This is a genomic window from Reichenbachiella agarivorans, from assembly GCF_025502585.1.
Classification (GTDB): Bacteria; Bacteroidota; Bacteroidia; order Cytophagales; family Cyclobacteriaceae; genus Reichenbachiella; species Reichenbachiella agarivorans.
Window position 1 is genome coordinate 1,301,277 of record NZ_CP106679.1, and the last position, 18,037, is coordinate 1,319,313.

The following is an 18,037-nucleotide window of genomic DNA, read 5'->3' on the forward strand; positions in this document are numbered from 1 at the left end:
ATCTGGTTTAAATATACTAGAGTCTTGCTTCTAATATTGCTTAATCGCTAAATTCGGAGAATTGTTACCCAAAGATTAAGAATCAGGACTGACGATTACCTAATGACAAGATTTGACTAATTTCCATCGAAAAAATTAAGCCTATGCCTCCATCATATACCGAACAACGTCAGACATTGGTCAACTCCCTCGAAAACGAATATTTCGACTTGGTCATCATAGGTGGTGGCATCACTGGAGCGGGCATCGCTCTCGATGCAGAAACCCGTGGACTCAAAGTAGCGCTGATAGAACAAAACGATTTTGCCTCTGGCACCAGCAGCAAATCCACCAAGCTGATACATGGAGGTTTACGGTATTTGAAGCAATTTGAATTTGGGTTGGTCAGAGAGGTAGGAAGAGAAAGAGCGATTTTGCACGATCTCGCCACCCACCTAGTCCGCCCCGAAAAAATGCTCCTTCCCCTCACCAAAGACGGGAGTTATGGAAAAATCATCGCATCGGTTGGCCTCATGGTCTACGACGTACTGGCGGATGTCGAAAAGGAAGATCACCGCAGAATGCTCTCACCACAAGAAACCATGCAACTTGAGCCACTACTCAATGTAGATAAAATAGAAGGTGGTGGATTGTACTCCGAATACCAAACGGACGATTTTCGTCTGGTCATCGAACTACTCAAGGCCGCACAAAATGAGGGTGCCAAAGTCATGAATTACAGTGCTTGTCAAGATTTTATCATCAAGGCAGGGAAAATAGCAGGCGTCAAAGTTCATGACGACATCTTGGATCAAGAATACACACTCTACGCTGACTATGTGATCAATGCTGCTGGGCCATGGTCAGATCTGATCAGAAAAAATCAAGAAGAAGTCAAAGGAAAGAAATTGCACCTCACCAAAGGTGTCCATCTCGTGGTACCATTTCAAAACTTGCCAATCCAGCAATCAGTCTATTTCGATGTCCCTGATGGTCGGATGATGTTTGCGATTCCTAAAAAGGACGTTACCTATATTGGCACAACCGATACCACTTTTACAGGAGATTTAGAGGATGTAAGGACAACTTTAGAAGATGTGCATTATTTGCTGGATGCCGTCAATCATTATTTCCCTACTGTCCATCTCGAACCCAAAGATGTGATTTCTTCTTGGGCAGGCATACGCCCACTGATCGAAGAGGAAGGTAAATCGGCCTCTGAAATTTCTAGAAAAGATGAAATATTTGTCTCCGAACACGGATTGGTCACTATTGCTGGAGGCAAATTGACAGGCTACCGCAAAATGGCCAAAAGGGCAGTTGAAACTATCCTAGAGATTCGTCATGAACAGACCGGAAAGAAAATCCCCAAGTGCAAAACCAAAAAATATTATTTACCTGGCAACAGCTTTAAAAATCAAAAAGCTGTCAAAAAATACAAGAAAAGTCTAGCAGAAGAAAACCCCAATACATCCATTGCTGACATTGATTATCTTGTCGACCTCTATGGCACACAATGTGAAGAAATCCTCAGCCATGCCAAAACCAGTTCAATCATTATGTCAGAAGTACGATTCTGTATCGAGCATGAATGGGTCAGTCATTTGACAGACTTTTTTATTCACAGAACAGGGCGATTGTTTTTTGACATTGAAAGTGTCAAAAGCAATCTTGAGGTTGTCGCAGAAGAAATGTCTGCTATGCTATGCTGGAGTGACGAACAGAAAAATGCAGAAATTGAAGGCATCAATCGGGAGATCACTAAGGCAACAGTATTCGAATGAAGCTTTGGGGCATAGACTTGGGAGGAACAAAAATAGAGGGGGTCGTACTAGAACCCTCTACAAGCGAAGTATTATACAGAGAAAGAGTCCCAACTGAAGGAAACTTGGGTTATGAACACGTCCTCAATCAGATTTTAAAGTTGGTCACCAAACTCAAGGAGCAGTCAGGAGAGTCTCCAACCAAGATTGGCATTGGTACACCGGGTTCTATCGACCCCAGTACAGGTTTGCTAAAAGGATGCAACTCCACCCATCTCAACGATCGACCCTTCTTGACAGATGTCAAAAAACTACTCGGCACAGAAGTGGCTGTGGCCAATGATGCCAACTGCTTTGCACTGGCCGAAACGCACATGGGCATCGTGCATGAAGTGTCTCCCCAAGCAAAAGTTGTATTTGGTATCATCATGGGTACTGGAGTGGGTGGTGGTCTCATTGTCAATGGTCAGGCCATTCAAGGCAGAAATGGTATCGCTGGAGAGTGGGGTCATAATTTCCTCGACGATTCTGGAGGAAAGTGCTACTGTGGCAAAACAGGTTGTGTCGAAACCATTCTGTCTGGTCCTGCATTAGAAAAATATTACCACTCCATCAGTGGAGAAAAACTGCCTCTCCGTGAGATCATAGGGCAAAAAACTACAAACCCAAATGCAAAAGCAACCTACGATCGACTCATTCAATTTTTTGGACTGGCTGTCTCGACCATCGTCAATATGATCGATCCAGAGGCGATTGTGATTGGGGGAGGGGTTGGCAACATCGATGGAATCTACACGGACGGATTCGAAAGTCTAAAAAAGCAAGTGTTCAATCCTAGTTGCCATACACTGGTACTCAAACCTAAACTAGGAGACTCCGCAGGAGTCTTCGGTACAGCTTATTTATGAAAAGTCAAGTTGTAATATTAATCACAGGGGTATCGTCTGGTATTGGCAAAACTTGCTTTGACTACCTATTTGCCAAAGGCTACAAAGTCTATGGCACCAGTAGATTCGCAGAACCAGACAATGCTTTTTTGTTGAAAATGGACGTGACCAAACCCAACAGCATTCGATCTGCTGTCAACTATGTTCTCCAAAAAGAAGGAAAAATAGATGTCCTCATCAACAATGCTGGTATTTCGGTTGTCGGATCTGCAGAAATGACGCTGACAGAAGATGCCCGCCAACAAATTGAAACTAACTTTTGGGGGGTAGTCAACACTACCAACGCCGTGCTACCCACCATGAGGCAGCAACATGCTGGCAAGATTATCAACATCAGTTCGTTGGCAGGCCTTTTTGCCATACCCTATCAGTCCTACTATACTGCCAGCAAATTTGCCCTAGAAGGATACTCAGAGTCGCTTCGTATGGAACTGAAAAAACGCAACATACAAGTATCACTCATCGAGCCTGGGGATTTCAAAACCGAAATCTCGCAAAACAGGATTTTATCCAATACGGAAGAAAATGATGATTATTCACTCGGCCTACATTCTGCCATGGAGATCATCGTCAAAGGAGAGCGCCAAGGAGACGATACCAAAAAAATAGCTCGCGTGGTAGCACATATCATCCGAAGCAGGAATCCTCGACTCAGGTACTTGGTTGGCAAACCTATGGACTTGCTTGCTGCCAAGCTGAAGCGTATTTTACCTCCACGATTGTTTGAGTGGATCATTATGAACCATTACAAGCTGTAGTAAATAACCAACAATGACAATCCAGTTTCTGACCTAGAACCAAAATCTTGAGTCATCTATTGGACGCTTTAAGTCCAGACATTCACTATTTTTGACAATTATTAAGAAGACATCATTATGAGCGAAAAACTAATATCCTGGAACCTAAACGGTCTCCGAGCTGCTGTCAAAAAGGGTTTTCATGACTCCATCCTCCAATTGAATCCAGATGTATTATGTATTCAAGAAACCAAGGCACAAGACGACCAAATCCGAGAAGCCTTGGGTGATATTCCCTATCACATATATTCTAGCAGTGCAATCAAGAGAGGTTACAGTGGCACTGCCATCCTTAGCAAAAAGGAGCCTTTGAGCATAAACTACGGTTTGGGGATTGACATTCATGATCAAGAAGGAAGAATCATTACTGCTGAGTTTGAAGATTACTTTTTGACTACTGTCTACGTCCCCAACTCCAAAAATGACTTGAGCAGACTAGAGTACCGCCAAGGTTGGGATGCGGATTTCAAAAACTATCTGAAGAACCTAGAAAAAACTAAACCCGTCATCGTTTGTGGGGATTTTAATGTCGCGCACAAAGACATCGACCTAGCTCGCCCCAAAGCCAACTACAATAAATCTGCAGGTTTTACCCAAGCAGAAATCGATGGCATGGACAATTTTGTTGCAGCTGGACTGATTGATTCATTCAGACATTTGCACCCAGATCAACTGGACGCCTATAGCTGGTGGAGTTACAGAGCAGGTGCCAAAGAAAAAAACGTAGGTTGGAGAATAGATTATTTCTTGATGAGCGAATCCATGTTGGATAAGCTTGACAAAGCAGAGATTCACCCTACGTACGTAGAATCAGACCACTGTCCCGTCAGCATCACATTGAAATAAGAACAAGTTATTTTTAATCACTGGCTTAGCATTGATTTTTATCATTCATTTGGTTTTAACTTAGTGATTATCCTCCTTGTATTCAACTGACATGAAACAACTTAGATTTCTACACATAGTCTTACTCTTCCTGATATTAGCCACTGCCTGTAGCAAACCAAAGACCATGAAAACCATTAGCATCGACATTCAGGGACACCGAGGCGCCAGAGGCCTGATGCCCGAAAACACTATTCCAGCTTTTATCAAGGCGCTGGAATTGGGAATAACTACACTGGAATTGGACCTAGCTGTTACCAAAGATGGTCAACTGCTCGTCTCTCATGAGCCCTTTATGAATCATGTCTTTGTGCTTGATTCTATGGGTCGTGACATCCCCAAAGTAGAAGAAACAAAGCATAACATCTATGAGATGACTTATGCACAGGTAGAAAAATACGACGTGGGGTCAAAATTTCACAAGCATTTTCCTGATCAGCAAAAGATGGTAGTTGCCAAACCTTTGCTGATCGATGTGGTCAATGCTGTCAACGACTATGCCGCAAAGCACGATATCAAAGATATCCGATACAACATCGAAGTGAAAAGCCTCCCCGTAGGAGATGACAAGTTTCACCCTACCCCCCAGGTATTTTCGGATTTGGTCTATGACTTTATCAACAAGCACATGAACAAAAACCTTCTCAATGTGCAATCATTTGATTTTCGAGTTTTGCAATATTTTCATCAAAACTATCCAGATATCGAACTGGCCGTGTTGGTAGAAAATACACTTCCGATCGAAGAGAACCTTCAGGAATTAGGATTCCATCCACAAAAATACAGCTGCTACTACCCACTCCTAAATGAGGAAAAAGTTAAATACCTACATTCTCTCAATATGAAAGTCATCCCTTGGACGGTCAACGAAACAGCAGATATGGAAAAAATGATCTCTTGGGGCGTAGATGGGATTATTTCTGACTACCCAAATAGGGTAATAGACATATTTGAGAATTAAATTACAGATCGAGAAAAACAACAATCAGAATCATGGAGTTTCCAAATTTAAGTGACATCAAGAGAGCGCATACCAGAATAGGCAACTATATCTACAACACACAGGTGATGACCTCTAGCACGATCGACGAGATGGTAGGTGGACAGGTATATTTCAAATGTGAAAATTTTCAAAAAATCGGCGCGTTCAAAATGCGTGGTGCTGCCAACGTGATCATGTCTTATCGACCCGAGGAGCGCAAAAATGGATTTGCTACCCATTCGTCCGGCAACCATGCACAAGCTGTCGCCAAAGCTGCTGCCGAAGCAGGTGCCAAAGCCTATATCGTCATGCCTCACAATGCACCTCAAGTCAAAATCGACGCAGTGAGAGGATATGGTGCGGAGATCACTATGTGTGAGCCAACTGAAACAGCACGCGCAGAAACTTGTAAGCAAGTGATCGAAAGAACAGGAGCGATACAAGTACACCCCTACCACGATGCAAGAATCATTGCGGGCCAAGCCACAGCGGCTAAGGAATTCATCGAGGAGCTACCAGACCTGCACTACATGATCACACCAGTAGGTGGAGGTGGCTTGGCAGCTGGGTCTGCATTGACACTGGCCACTGTAAGTCCTACTACCAAAATGGTTTTGGCAGAACCAGAAGCTGTAAATGATACTTACCTATCCTTCAAAGCTGGAAAGCTCCAAGGAGTTAAAAACCCAAAATCAATTGCCGATGGATTACTTGTCTCGGTGGGTGAAATGAATTTTGAAATCATCAAACAGTATGTACATGAAGTGTACTGCGTGAGTGAAGAAGAAATCATCTCTGCGATGAGATTGGTTTGGGAAAGAATGAAAATAGTGATCGAACCTTCTAGTGCGGTAGCAGTGGCCGCCTTGTTGAAAAACAAAGAAGTGTTTGCTGGCAAGAAAACAGGCATCATCCTCACAGGAGGAAATGTTCAAATGAACGATTTGCCTTTTTAATCTCAAAAGAAAAATTTGGCCATTATAACACAAAAAGGCTTCTCAGTGATTGAGAAGCCTTTTTGTTTTTTATCCTAATTTATATTTTTGATTTCACTAGCTCAACGAGCTCCAATGCATCATTCACGGGTTGCTCATGATCGACATCAGTCCTGCCTCTTGCTGAACTACAAAGATCATCATAAGTATCCTTCAAGGTCTTGTAGGAATCCAGTATGGCTCTTACATCTGTTTGAGACGCACCACTTTGACTCAAGCAATCAACAACTGAGTCATACCATGGTACAAACTCTGAATAGAAGAACGAACAAAGCTGATCAATGTCTCCTGACAAATTTGACAAACTAGTGCTGATGCGTTGTGCATCAGCATTCATCGTATTGGCATCACAGCTACATCCTACAGCCAATTCTTTGCATGAGGAATCATCACATGCACCACATCCTAATACCAATTCGTTGATGTTTTCATTAGAAATACGATACGATGATCCACCAGCACTCGCTACTGCAAACTCATAGCATTTCACATCATGGCAAATACTCTTGATCTGATCACATAGGCCACTAGGTATGCCCATAGAAAAACTCAAAGTACCTGAAGAATAGCCTTTGGCAGCACTGATAGGTATCAGCCAAGATTTCCCAGAGTTACCAAATCTGATCCCAGCATGAGTCACATTGGCATCTGCAGAACTAAAAGTAATAGAAGCAGAAATGGTTTGGCCCTCTTCCACTCTTACCGCAGCAGACGAAGTACCACTCGAAATAGTCAAACCCGGATCACGCGTCAATTGATCGTCATCTACCGAAAATGAGCCCGCAGGCAAAATGATTTCCTCATTCAAAACATCTTCGCCTTTCGGCTTTTCATCCTCCTCCCTGTTGAGCAAGCAAGAGGTAAAAAATAGTGTCAAACACACCAAACCATAAGTCAATAAATTTTTCATAAAATAAACGTTGAAAGGTTAAATAGTGAAAATTCAAGCAGGTGGATTCCACAAATAATCAAACTATATTGCTAATCCGCAATACCTTTTTATGAGTATTTTTTATATGAAAAGGGGAAAAATTTTGTGTGTAATCTGGAATTTAATTTTACCAATATATTCTTGACAGAATCTTAGAAAACAAAGAAGGGGCTCGAATGAGCCCCTTCTTTGTTTCATATCTATATGCAAAGTCTAACCATATATCTCATTCAAGATGCCTGCCAATCTCACACCAGCTTTGAGCAATCGGTCATTGACAATCGAGATATTCTTATAGTTGTATTCGTACGATAGCTTTCCATTTTCTGGAATGTCATAAACTTGGGGACGGTAACTCATAGATTCCTGAATCCAAACATCGATTCCTTCAGATTGGTATTTCTCCAATGCTGTTTGTGACACATGATTGATCCACTTAGAGTATTCCGTAAAACTCAATTGTTGGTAATCAATCAAACCACTGTCCCACACACTGTGCAGATTGGTGTCTTCCCACATAAAATTCACTTTGACAGTGTTGCCACCTTTGTCTTCTCCATTACCCACATGCAAGGGCTGATGAATATCTGCAACCAGGTGAACCAGGTACTTCAAATTTTCTAGTTCGTCACCATAAGTAAATTTTTTGGTCTTCAATTCTTCTATTAGCCTGTTGATCGTGACCACAGCATCACCTTCATCTGGTGTACCTGCCTCTGCATAGGTTTGTCCATCAGGTACTGTACAATAGTGCCATGGCGTCATGTAATCGTTTTTACTATCCGAGCGAATAAAATCCATGTAGTTGCCCACCATGTTGAGGTGCTCATGTTTGAGCAACTGATGAATGTTGCTCTTTGCCTTTTTATTGAGATGCCAATAGGCAATGTCTCCAACGACACGATGACCTGTTTTGCCCCAACCAAAGGCCGTCAAACAAGACAGCGTCAACGCCAAAACTAATATGCTTCTAGATTTCATGTTGTTTCAATTTTTTCATAAAGATTTGAATTATTTCAGGATTAGGCAAATTTGAATCTATATTATTGAGAGAGTGCAGAGTTTTTAAGACTTTTTAACTTTTGAGATAAACACCTTCGAAAAAGGTTAATTAGGTAAAATTGAAGAGGCTTAAAATGAATTCAGCACGCCCCAACGAGCGTGCTGAATTACTAACCTAACCTTAACATTTTTGAGCTAACGCAAGCTCAAAATATCAATAATACTAACTAGAACTTATTACTTATTGTTTTAAAAGGAAAACCACCCGCTTAGGTTGCGCGGGCATGTAATTAATTTGTCAATGGGTAGTTTTAACAGGAGCAATAGTCGTCAATTGGACATACCTTTGCCCAAGCCTATTCATAGCCAGTGCTAAATTGCAGGGCATAATTCAATTATTGAATTCAAAATATTGAGTATTGAAAAGTAAGGAACTTCTCTCCATCTATCGAGCTGATAGTCAAGTCAAAGGCCTGGCAGATTGCATCAAAGCCAACGAAAATACCCACGTCAGTATCAAAGGACTCGTTGGTAGTATGGATGCTGTCGTCGCAGCGGCCGTTTTTGAAACCAATCACCAAAACCACATTTTCGTCCTTCACGAGAAAGAAGAAGCGGCCTATTTTCATAATGATCTTCAAAATCTTTTGGGAGACAAAGAAGTACTTCTATTTCCGTCCTCCTACAAAAGGCCCTATCAGTTTGAAGAGACAGAAAATGCCAACATCCTGATGAGGGCAGAAATCCTCAACCGCATCAACAACAAAGCCTCCTCTGGCGAAATCATCGTCACCTATCCAGAGGCTCTCACCGAAAAGGTAATCAACAAAAAATCGCTGGTAGAAAATACCTGGACTGCCAAAGTGGGTGAAACCGTCGATATAGTGTTCTTGACTGAGCTGTTGATCACCTACGGTTTCGAACAAGATGATTTTGTCTATGAGCCGGGCCAGTTTGCGGTCCGTGGCGGAATCTTGGATGTATATTCCTATGCAGGAGAGCTACCCTATCGGATAGAGCTATTCGGAGATGATATCGAAAGCATCCGTACTTTCGATCCCGAAACACAGCTATCCAAAGACGCCCTGAAAACCGTCAACATCATCCCCAACATACAGACCAAATTGCTGGAAGAATGGAGACAGTCTTTCATGGATTATGTCCCAAAAAACTCCAAAATATGGATCAAAGATCTACAACATACGCTGGATGTAATTGATAAATATTTTGAAAAAGCGACCGTCAATTTTGATGACATCATGGAGGCCAGTGGACAATCAGGGATTGTGCTAAGACCTGACTTGCTTTTCGAAACCCCTGAATCTTTTCAAACAGCTATTGAAAAATACGCCAAGATTGAATTTGGCAATCGCTACTCAGGTGATGCCAAACATAGCTTTTCGTTTGAGGTCAGCGCACAGCCCTCGTTTCAGAAGAATTTCGAAATCATGGCTGAGAGTTTTGAGAGCTATCAGCAAAAGGATTATGCTACCATTATTTCTTCGGATTCCGAAAAACCCATTCAACAACTACAATCCATTTTTGAAGAAATCAATCCCTTCATCAAGTTTGACAACATTATCCTCAGTTTGAGAGAGGGGTTCATAGACCACAACCAAAGGATCGCATTATTCACAGATCATCAGTTGTTTGAGCGCTTTCATAAGTATGCGCTCCGAAAAAAACATTCAAAATCCAAAGCACTTACCCTCAAGGAACTCCGTACTCTCAATCCTGGGGATTACATCGTCCATGTGGATTATGGAATCGGGCGATTTGCAGGATTAGATACTGTAGAAGTCAACGGCAACAAACAAGATGCTGTTAGAATCGTCTTCCGTGATGACGATCTGTTGTATCTGAGTATCCACTCTCTACACAAAATCTCCAAATACAGTGGCAAAGAAAGTGGGCCTCCGCAGATGAGCAAACTTGGCTCACCAGAGTGGGAAAACAAAAAGAAAAAAGTACGCAGCAAAGTCAAGGACATCGCCAAAGAGCTGATTGCACTGTATGCAAAACGAAAAGCTGCCCCAGGTTTTGCGTTCGGCAAGGATACTTATCACCAGACCGAGTTGGAGACGTCCTTCGTCTATGAAGATACACCCGATCAAGCCTCTGCATCCGAAGATGTCAAGATCGACATGCAAAAAGCACATCCGATGGACAGACTGGTTTGTGGAGATGTAGGCTTTGGTAAAACAGAAGTTGCGATTCGAGCTGCTTTCAAAGCAGCTATCGAGGGCAAACAAGTAGCTGTATTGGTACCTACGACGATTTTGGCCATGCAGCATTACCATACTTTCAAGGGTCGTCTGGACAGTTTTGCCGTCGTGGTAGAGTACATCAACCGCTTCCGTACGACCAAAGAAATCAAAGATGTCCTCCAGCGAGTCAAAGAAGGAAAAGTTGATATTCTGATCGGTACACACCGTATCGTCAACAAAGACGTGCAGTTTCATGACTTGGGTCTGTTGATCATCGATGAGGAACAAAAATTTGGTGTCAAAATCAAAGACAAACTCAAAGAGATCAAAGTCAACGTCGATACACTTACACTCAGCGCAACGCCCATTCCTCGGACGCTGCACTTTTCGCTGATGGGGGCAAGAGATTTGAGTATCATCGCTACCCCTCCTCCGAATCGTCAACCAGTCACCACGGAACTACATACCTTCAGTGAGGAAGTCACCAGAGATTCTATCAGTTTTGAGTTGCGTCGTGGGGGTCAGGTATTTTTCGTACACAACAAAGTGAGTGATATCGAAAGTATAGCCAATCTGATTCATAGATTGGTACCAGATGCACGAGTCGGTGTGGCTCATGGCCAAATGGATGGACCCAAACTGGAAAAAGTCATGCTCAAATTCATCGAAGGTGAATATGATGTTTTGGTTTCTACCAACATCATCGAGTCAGGTTTGGACATCCCCAATGCCAACACCATCATCATCAACTCAGCGCAGAATTTCGGCTTGTCCGATCTCCATCAGATGAGAGGTCGAGTCGGTCGCTCCAACAAGAAAGCATTTTGCTACATGTTTACGCCTCCTACCTCCAAGCTATCTACAGATGCACGCAAAAGATTGAGTGCTTTGGAGGAATTTTCGGATCTAGGAGATGGATTCAAAGTCGCCATGCGAGATCTCGATATCCGCGGAGCGGGCAATTTGCTCGGTGGAGAGCAGAGTGGCTTCATCACCGATATTGGGTTCGACATGTACCACAAGATTTTGGACGAGGCAGTCCAAGACTTGAAAGAAAACGAATTCAAAGAGTTGTTTGCAGATCAAGACAAAGACCTAAGCAAAACACTCATCAATGACTGTGTGATAGAGACTGATTTGGAAATTTTGATTCCAGAAGACTACGTCAAAAACATCACTGAGCGACTGAGCCTCTATACACAACTGGACAACATCAAAACCAACAGTGAGCTGGCGATATTTACCCAATCGATCCAAGATCGCTTCGGAAAAATTCCGAAATCAGTACTGGCCCTATTCGAAACCGTCAAATTGCGGTGGATTGCCATTGATTTGGGATTTGAAAAACTAGTGATCAAAAGCGGCAAAATGCGTTGCTATTTTCCACCACAAGAGAATGACAGATACTATACTTCCCCCATTTTTGGCAAAGTGATGTCCTATATTCAGCAGCACCCCAAAGACTATCAGATCAAGGAGATGAAAGGAAAACTCATGCTGATCATCACAGGAGTAGAAGAAATAGAAATTGCGATCCAACAATTGGGCAATATCAAATCTTCATTTTAAAGATTTTAGATCACATTTTATGAAAAGTAGTAGATTTAACATTTACAACTTTGGCACATTTCGATAGATTACTCCCCCACCCCCCTCCAAAGGGGAAAAGCTTATTTCAAGAGATAGTGGCATTTTTCACTTCGGAACTAGGATCAATGGTGCTTTCGAAATGGATTTGATTTCCTTCTTGTTCATCAACATCCTTCTAAATTTCCCTTGTACGTACATTTTGGCTTGATCTTCATAGTGTGGAGAAAATATGTTGCCTGAGTTGCCTGTCGGCAAAATGCTCCAACTATTTTTTTCCACATCTGCGAAATCAACGATTCGGCGTGTAGAGGGTCCAGCATGTACGTGCGCTTCGCCCATTTCATTGAGAGAGAACAGGTAATTATTAATCACCTCGTTGCTACCCGATACTTCAAAAGGACCCACATTAAAAATCCCTCGGAGCAGTGCTACTTTGCCAAATACATGCTGGTGCTCTAGTTGATGCACTTTGCCCCATTGCCAGTCTGATACCTGATCACCGAGTTGAGTTTGCAGCTCTTGGATTCCTGATATGAAAGCCTCCGTGATGATGTCCGTTCTACTTTCCTTTTCTTCCGTAGTGACATCATCCCACCACACAGATGAGTCATTGGCAATCAGTGGTTCGAGGCTTCTTTTCATCACATGTGTTTTGAGATAAGCTTCAAATGATTCCTTGCCCAATTCATCCTGCATCGCCAGTTGTTGTATTTTGAATATCAACTTGTTGAAAACAGTACCGATTGGATCATCTTCTTTAAAATTTCCATCCCAGTCTTTCAACAAATCCAAGACGCTTTGATGGACAGGCTCTTTTAAGTGACCATAATCCAAACTCTGCAAAATTGACTGATTGATACTCATCGCGGTATTGGATTGATAGTCGAGCATCATGGCTTGGGTCCCTTTCACATCCCACTTTTTGTCCTGATCCAAAAGTTCTATGATTCTGTTGGCTCTATCCTCTGGCAAGTAATAGCCAGGATGTGAAATGCCATGGATAGAATCTGGTTGGTTATTGGCACTGTAGGCATAGCCCCAAGGTGCATTTTCTGATTTGGGATTGTACGAAAAATCATAATAACCCAAAGGGTCATTTTTAGAATCCGATCCATCCATGATGAGTTTCGGTGTGGCACTTTGTGAGCGATGAGTCAATGTAGCAGCAGACCAACGGGCATAATTGCCACCCACATCGGCATACATCATGTTGAGTCCTGGTGCATGGATTTTAGCTATTTGGTTTCTGGCTTCATGTATGCCTTTGGCTCGCTGCAATTTGTAAAGAACCTCTAGCTCATCACTGGGCAACTGGAGATAAGTCCACATCATGGTAACAGGGGGAATCGAATCACTCAACCCTAATGCTTGATTCATGATTGGACCATGAGCTGTAGACCGTACATTTAGCAAAATGTCAGAACTGTCTTTGACGATAATGGTTTCTTGTCGGTAAGTCAGTACTTTGGAGATTCCATCTTGTATGTAGCGGCTGGTGTCAGACTTACTTATTTTTTCGAAGTACAAATCGATATCGTCATTTTCGAACATCGTCATGCCAGTCGCCATCCGTCGGTTGTGACCGATGACAGCAAAAGGGAATCCAGCGAGATGAAACCCGTAGAGACTAAAACCTGGCGCTTCGATATGTGCCTCATACCAAACTGCCGGTTGGGAATAGCCTATGTGAGGATCATTGGCAAGAATTGCCCTTCCTGATTTGGTTTTGGTGGGGCCCAGTACCCAACTATTGCTGCCAATAAAGGCTGCAGCAGGCAATTGATCCATAATTGCCGAAACCTGTCTCGAAATCTGAAGCAGCGAACGGACAATTGGTGGTTCATCATCAGTTGAGTACCTTCTCTCCCATCTATGTCCAGATCATCCAGATACCTTACGCCATATTTTTGATAAATCTGAGTCAGGACGGGTTCTGTCTTATGCGCTTGTGCAAAACTGATGGACATGTATCCTAGGACATTGTAAATATCGACCAATTCGAAATCTCGCTTTTCGATTCCCAAAATAATAAACTCTATTGGAGTCGGACCATGATGCATATAGGCATTGATGCCATCAAGATAGGCTTGGGCAGCATTCAAAACATTTGGGTCTCCCTCACTTTTCAATCTTGCAACCTGCTGTTCGGAATATAGGTTGACACCTAATGTTTTGAAAAACATATCTGCACTCAACAAGTCTTTGCCAAAAATCTCAGACAATCTCCCTGGTGCAATTCGCCGTACCAACTCCATTTGCCAAAGGCGATCCTGAGCATGGACATAACCCAGCGTACGATAGGCATCTAGCTCAGATTCTGCATAGATATGTGGCACGCCGTACTTGTCAAAATAAACCGTAGACTTAGATTCCAATCCCCACAAAACAGCGGTACCAGAATATTGGGGTTCTAGTGATGTGGAAATCAAATAATATATGAGGTAAAGCAAACCAATCAAGACTACGATGGCTACCGAAAATTTCTTGAGCATAGATTTGATATTTTAGTCTATGCTTCAATTTAGCGTAGATTATGCGCATTGCATAATCTGTTGAGGCTAGAAAAAGGAAAATAGTTATTTGAAATTTGTCAAATAGCGTTTCCAAAAAGGACTGTACTCTGAAGTTGGATGTTATGGGAGTTTCTCCAGATGCCTCACTTGAGCTTCACCATCTACGACCAGTTTGTTTTTTGCCTTGTCAAAAATTTGGGTCTTGATGGTAGCAGTATGTTTTCCCTCTGTGGTTTCGATGATTTCAAGTCGTACCTCGTAGGCCTCTTCTGGAAACACTGGTCGTTTGAAAGAAAGATTCTGAGACAGATACAAGGTGCCTTGTCCAGGAAAATCCATGCCCAACACTTTGGAAATAAATGAGGCTGAAAATATTCCGTGTGCAATCGGCTTTTTGAAAGGCGTCTCTGCGGCAAACTCCGCATCGAGGTGTAGTGGGTTTTTGTCTCCCGACAACTCCGCGAATAAATTGACTTGCTCTTGGCTGATGCTAAACTCTGTGCTGTACTGATCTCCTACTTTCAACATATCTCTAAAAATTTCGGCAATATTAATCCATTCTCACTTGCACACCATCATATTCGTCGTTGGCAATTCCATCTCCATCCCAGTCCAGCGTAGCTTTGAATCTGACACGATTTCCACGAATCTCGTATTTGTATTTCGTGGTTCCCTCTTCTGACAACATCACGAGCGAATCATTTTCAATCCACCACTTACCATAGACGGTGTTGAAATTCTGACCATCAACTGTGTAGTATTGAGAGGCAAAAGTGCTGTCGGCATTGAAAGTTGTCTCGATGGGTTTGATTTTTAGGATTTTCTCCCATTCCCCCTCATTGGCGAGCAAGACGGAGTCTTTGTTATTCAACCTTTTCATCGTGACGAGTAGGCTGAGATTCATCCATTTGCCCTCAATCTGTTCCTCCTTCTTGAGATCCGTACTTTCTGTACTTTCCTTTTTGTCAGTGGAGCAGGCTGCAAACAGCACAATTGCTAGGAGTAATATGGATAGCTTTTTCATGGAATAAAGATAAGTGCTAATGTTGAAAAATGGACAATTTTATTAGTAGTTGGGGCGACTTGTAGCACAAATTACCAATGGTCGATTAGCTATAAACCGTCACCCTCGCTCGGAGCAAGGGCGACGTTCCTGAAGAGAAGGGTGGGTCATTCTAATATTAGGCTTTCGATTTTGCTGAAATCAGCTTGTGATTCATGAAAATCGTGGTATTGCTTTAAGCCACCAAACCAGTCCAAAACTTCGGTTCTATTTAATTTGGATGGCATATTGGTCAAGTGACTTTTGTATGAGGAGTGGGGATACTCTTTGTAATTTCCAAATAAGCCATGTATTTGTGGGTAGAGATGAATGTATGCAATCAACTGAGAAAAATAGGCTTCTTCTTCCACCAGCTTTCGTTTGAAAGGCCTTTCGAAAAGTGCGCCTGTTCTTTTGAATTTCTTGTTAATGGCTTGTGTATAACTTTTCAACCAGTAGGACAAAGCATCACTGATATGTCTGTAGGCGGGCTGATCATTATCGGCTTTTATTTGTTGATGGATTCCTTGCTCCGACTTTACACGGGTCAATAGGTGAAAATGATTGGGTAACAAGCAGTACGCAAAAGTCTCTAAAAATGGATGAGCATATCTGGCATATTGGCGAAGGAAAAAGTGATAACTCTCTGTATCAAAAAAGACCTTTCCTTTGTTTACTCCTCGATTATAGATGTGATAGTATTTTTCGGGATGTAGTTGGGTGTGGCGAATACCCATGGTTTTAGTTGGCTGGGTGCTACTAAAGATATCCAAAGAGAAAGGAAAATACAATTGACCTTAAATGAAACCGTCGCCCTCGCTTCGAGCGAGGGCGACGGTAAACTAATTTAGCTCAAAAACTCATAGATGCCTGCGACACCTTGTCCACCGCCAACACAGGCGGAAACCATGCCGTATTTTTGTTTTCTGCGGCGCATTTCGTTCAGCAGTTGGATCGAGAGTTTTGCTCCTGTGCATCCTAGTGGGTGACCGAGTGCCACTGCTCCTCCATTGACATTGATGATGTCTGGATTAAGTCCCGCTTCTTGGATCACGGCGAGTGATTGAGCAGCGAAAGCTTCGTTGAGTTCGATTTGCTCGATATCACTGAGTTTCATCCCTGCTTGTCTCAAAGCTTTCGGAATTGCCTCGACCGGACCGATGCCCATGATGCGTGGACTCACGCCTGCCGCAGCATAAGTCACCAATCTCGCAATCGGCTCCAGTTTCAATTCTTTGACCATGCGCTCCGACATCACCATGACGAAAGCTGCTCCGTCAGAAGTTTGAGATGAGTTACCCGCTGTAACCTGCCCTCCCATTTTGAAAGCTGGTCTCAGCTTGGCTAATCCCTCCATGGAAGTATCTGCTCTTGGACCCTCGTCAGTATCCACTACATATTCACGCTCGGCTTTTTTGCCCTCGTCGTTGATGTAGGTTTCTTTGACAGTGATCGGGACGATCTCGTCTTTGAATTTTCCGTCTTTGATCGCTGCAAGTGCTTTTTCATGAGATTTAACGGCAAATTGATCCGCTTGCTCGCGAGAAATGCCATAATCTTTGGCGATTTCCTCGGCAGTCATGCCCATTGACAAATAGTACTCTGGATTGTTCTTGGCGATTTCCCAGTTGAGGGCTGTTTTGTATCCCATCATCGGAACGAGAGACATAGACTCTGTACCACCAGCGATGATACACTCGGCCATTCCGGCTTTGATTTTGGCAGTGGCCATGGCGATAGTTTCCAATCCCGAACCACAATATCTGTTGACGATCAAACCTGGCACTTCGACCGGTAACGACAACAACGAAATCATCCTTCCCATCTGCATGCCTTGTTCCGCTTCGGGAATGGCATTGCCCACGATGAGATCATCTATTCTTTTTGGATCCAGCGCTGGCACTTGTGCCGTGAGGTGCTTGATCACATCTGCAGCGAGATCATCAGGCCTGATGAATCTGAATCCACCTTTTTTTGATTTACCAACTGCTGTTCTATATCCTTTAACTATGTAAGCTTCCATTTTTTTAGACTTTAGTACTTAGACATTAGATTTTAGACTTTCGCCGAAAACCCTTATCATTTTTTGTATTTCATTTATTTCGGAGACTGCGGTCTCTTTTTGCTCCTCATTGATAAAATTGAGGTTTTCACCAATTATCAATTGAGTCTCTAGTTCACATAATGAACCCATGGCTATGCTCAAGAACTGGACAAATTCTTTGTCTGATTTTCTACCTGTTCCCTCAGCAATGTTTGAGGGAACAGAAACAGAACATCTACGAATCTGATTGGTCAATCCAAATTTTTCAGATTCTGGAAAATGACCTGTGAGTTGATATATTTCTGTCACCAACTCAATGCTTCTTTTCCAAATGTTCAGTTTTCCAAAATCATGCATTTG

16 protein-coding genes are annotated in these 18,037 nt (G+C 42.7%); 7 read left to right on the forward strand and 9 right to left on the reverse strand.

The genetic code is table 11. The features are described 5' to 3' along the window. Window positions 1–143 precede the first annotated feature (143 nt). The 6 genes from N6H18_RS05495 to N6H18_RS05520 all read left to right on the forward strand — a co-directional run bounded on the left by N6H18_RS05495 (window position 144) and on the right by N6H18_RS05520 (window position 6,309). The gene (locus tag N6H18_RS05495) at window positions 144–1,763 is read left to right on the forward strand and encodes a glycerol-3-phosphate dehydrogenase/oxidase (RefSeq protein WP_262310834.1); all 1,620 of its coding nucleotides are present in this window, start codon (window positions 144–146) and stop codon (window positions 1,761–1,763) included. Continuing rightward, a complete protein-coding gene (locus tag N6H18_RS05500; protein WP_262310835.1) occupies window positions 1,760–2,650 on the forward strand; it encodes an ROK family protein in 891 nt (296 codons plus the stop codon). Before N6H18_RS05495 ends, N6H18_RS05500 begins: the two co-directional genes overlap by 4 nt. Beyond that, window positions 2,647–3,447: an SDR family oxidoreductase gene (locus N6H18_RS05505; protein WP_262310836.1), complete on the forward strand. Its 801-nt coding sequence runs from the start codon at window positions 2,647–2,649 to the stop codon at window positions 3,445–3,447. Before N6H18_RS05500 ends, N6H18_RS05505 begins: the two co-directional genes overlap by 4 nt. A 117-nt stretch (window positions 3,448–3,564) precedes the next feature. Beyond that, window positions 3,565–4,332 (forward strand): exodeoxyribonuclease III, encoded by a 768-nt coding sequence (locus N6H18_RS05510; protein WP_262310837.1) that lies wholly within the window; start codon window positions 3,565–3,567, stop codon window positions 4,330–4,332. 166 nt (window positions 4,333–4,498) lie between these two features. After that, window positions 4,499–5,332, forward strand: a complete 834-nt coding sequence (locus N6H18_RS05515; RefSeq protein ID WP_262310838.1) for a glycerophosphodiester phosphodiesterase family protein — start codon at window positions 4,499–4,501, stop codon at window positions 5,330–5,332. Window positions 5,333–5,364: 32 nt separating this feature from the next. Further along, window positions 5,365–6,309 carry a pyridoxal-phosphate dependent enzyme gene (locus N6H18_RS05520; protein WP_262310839.1) on the forward strand — a complete coding sequence of 315 codons (945 nt, stop codon included), beginning with the start codon at window positions 5,365–5,367 and terminating at the stop codon, window positions 6,307–6,309. Between the two features lie 79 nt (window positions 6,310–6,388). Here the strand turns inward: N6H18_RS05520 and N6H18_RS05525 are convergent, their stop codons facing one another. Both N6H18_RS05525 and N6H18_RS05530 read right to left on the reverse strand, forming a co-directional pair. Then, the gene (locus tag N6H18_RS05525) at window positions 6,389–7,258 is read right to left on the reverse strand and encodes a hypothetical protein (RefSeq protein ID WP_262310840.1); all 870 of its coding nucleotides are present in this window, start codon (window positions 7,256–7,258) and stop codon (window positions 6,389–6,391) included. Between the two features lie 234 nt (window positions 7,259–7,492). Next, window positions 7,493–8,260, reverse strand: a complete 768-nt coding sequence (locus tag N6H18_RS05530; RefSeq protein WP_262310841.1) for a S1/P1 nuclease — start codon at window positions 8,258–8,260, stop codon at window positions 7,493–7,495. A gap of 440 nt (window positions 8,261–8,700) precedes the next feature. Here N6H18_RS05530 and mfd point away from each other — a divergent pair, with 440 nt between their 5' ends. Beyond that, window positions 8,701–12,057, forward strand: a complete 3,357-nt coding sequence (gene mfd / locus N6H18_RS05535; protein WP_262310842.1) for a transcription-repair coupling factor — start codon at window positions 8,701–8,703, stop codon at window positions 12,055–12,057. A 126-nt stretch (window positions 12,058–12,183) separates the two neighbouring features. Here mfd and N6H18_RS05540 read toward each other — a convergent pair whose 3' ends face one another. The 7 genes from N6H18_RS05540 to N6H18_RS05570 all read right to left on the reverse strand — a co-directional run bounded on the left by N6H18_RS05540 (window position 12,184) and on the right by N6H18_RS05570 (window position 18,034). Further along, entirely contained in the window at window positions 12,184–13,866 is a 1,683-nt protein-coding gene (locus tag N6H18_RS05540; protein ID WP_262310843.1) for a penicillin acylase family protein, read from the reverse strand. After that, complete coding sequence (locus tag N6H18_RS05545; protein WP_262310844.1) at window positions 13,761–14,570, reverse strand: penicillin acylase family protein; 810 nt, start codon at window positions 14,568–14,570, stop codon at window positions 13,761–13,763. The genes N6H18_RS05540 and N6H18_RS05545 overlap by 106 nt, the downstream gene beginning before the upstream one ends. 141 nt (window positions 14,571–14,711) lie before the next feature. Then, window positions 14,712–15,119, reverse strand: coding sequence for a MaoC family dehydratase (locus N6H18_RS05550; protein WP_262310845.1), 408 nt, complete (start codon window positions 15,117–15,119; stop codon window positions 14,712–14,714). A gap of 22 nt (window positions 15,120–15,141) precedes the next feature. Then, window positions 15,142–15,615: a hypothetical protein gene (locus N6H18_RS05555; RefSeq protein ID WP_262310846.1), complete on the reverse strand. Its 474-nt coding sequence runs from the start codon at window positions 15,613–15,615 to the stop codon at window positions 15,142–15,144. Window positions 15,616–15,761: 146 nt separating this feature from the next. After that, window positions 15,762–16,370 carry a hypothetical protein gene (locus N6H18_RS05560; RefSeq protein ID WP_262310847.1) on the reverse strand — a complete coding sequence of 203 codons (609 nt, stop codon included), beginning with the start codon at window positions 16,368–16,370 and terminating at the stop codon, window positions 15,762–15,764. Between the two features lie 110 nt (window positions 16,371–16,480). After that, window positions 16,481–17,656, reverse strand: coding sequence for an acetyl-CoA C-acyltransferase (locus tag N6H18_RS05565; RefSeq protein ID WP_262310848.1), 1,176 nt, complete (start codon window positions 17,654–17,656; stop codon window positions 16,481–16,483). A gap of 18 nt (window positions 17,657–17,674) precedes the next feature. Next, window positions 17,675–18,034, reverse strand: a complete 360-nt coding sequence (locus tag N6H18_RS05570) for a four helix bundle protein (RefSeq protein ID WP_262310849.1) — start codon at window positions 18,032–18,034, stop codon at window positions 17,675–17,677. Between the last annotated feature and the right edge of the window lie 3 nt (window positions 18,035–18,037).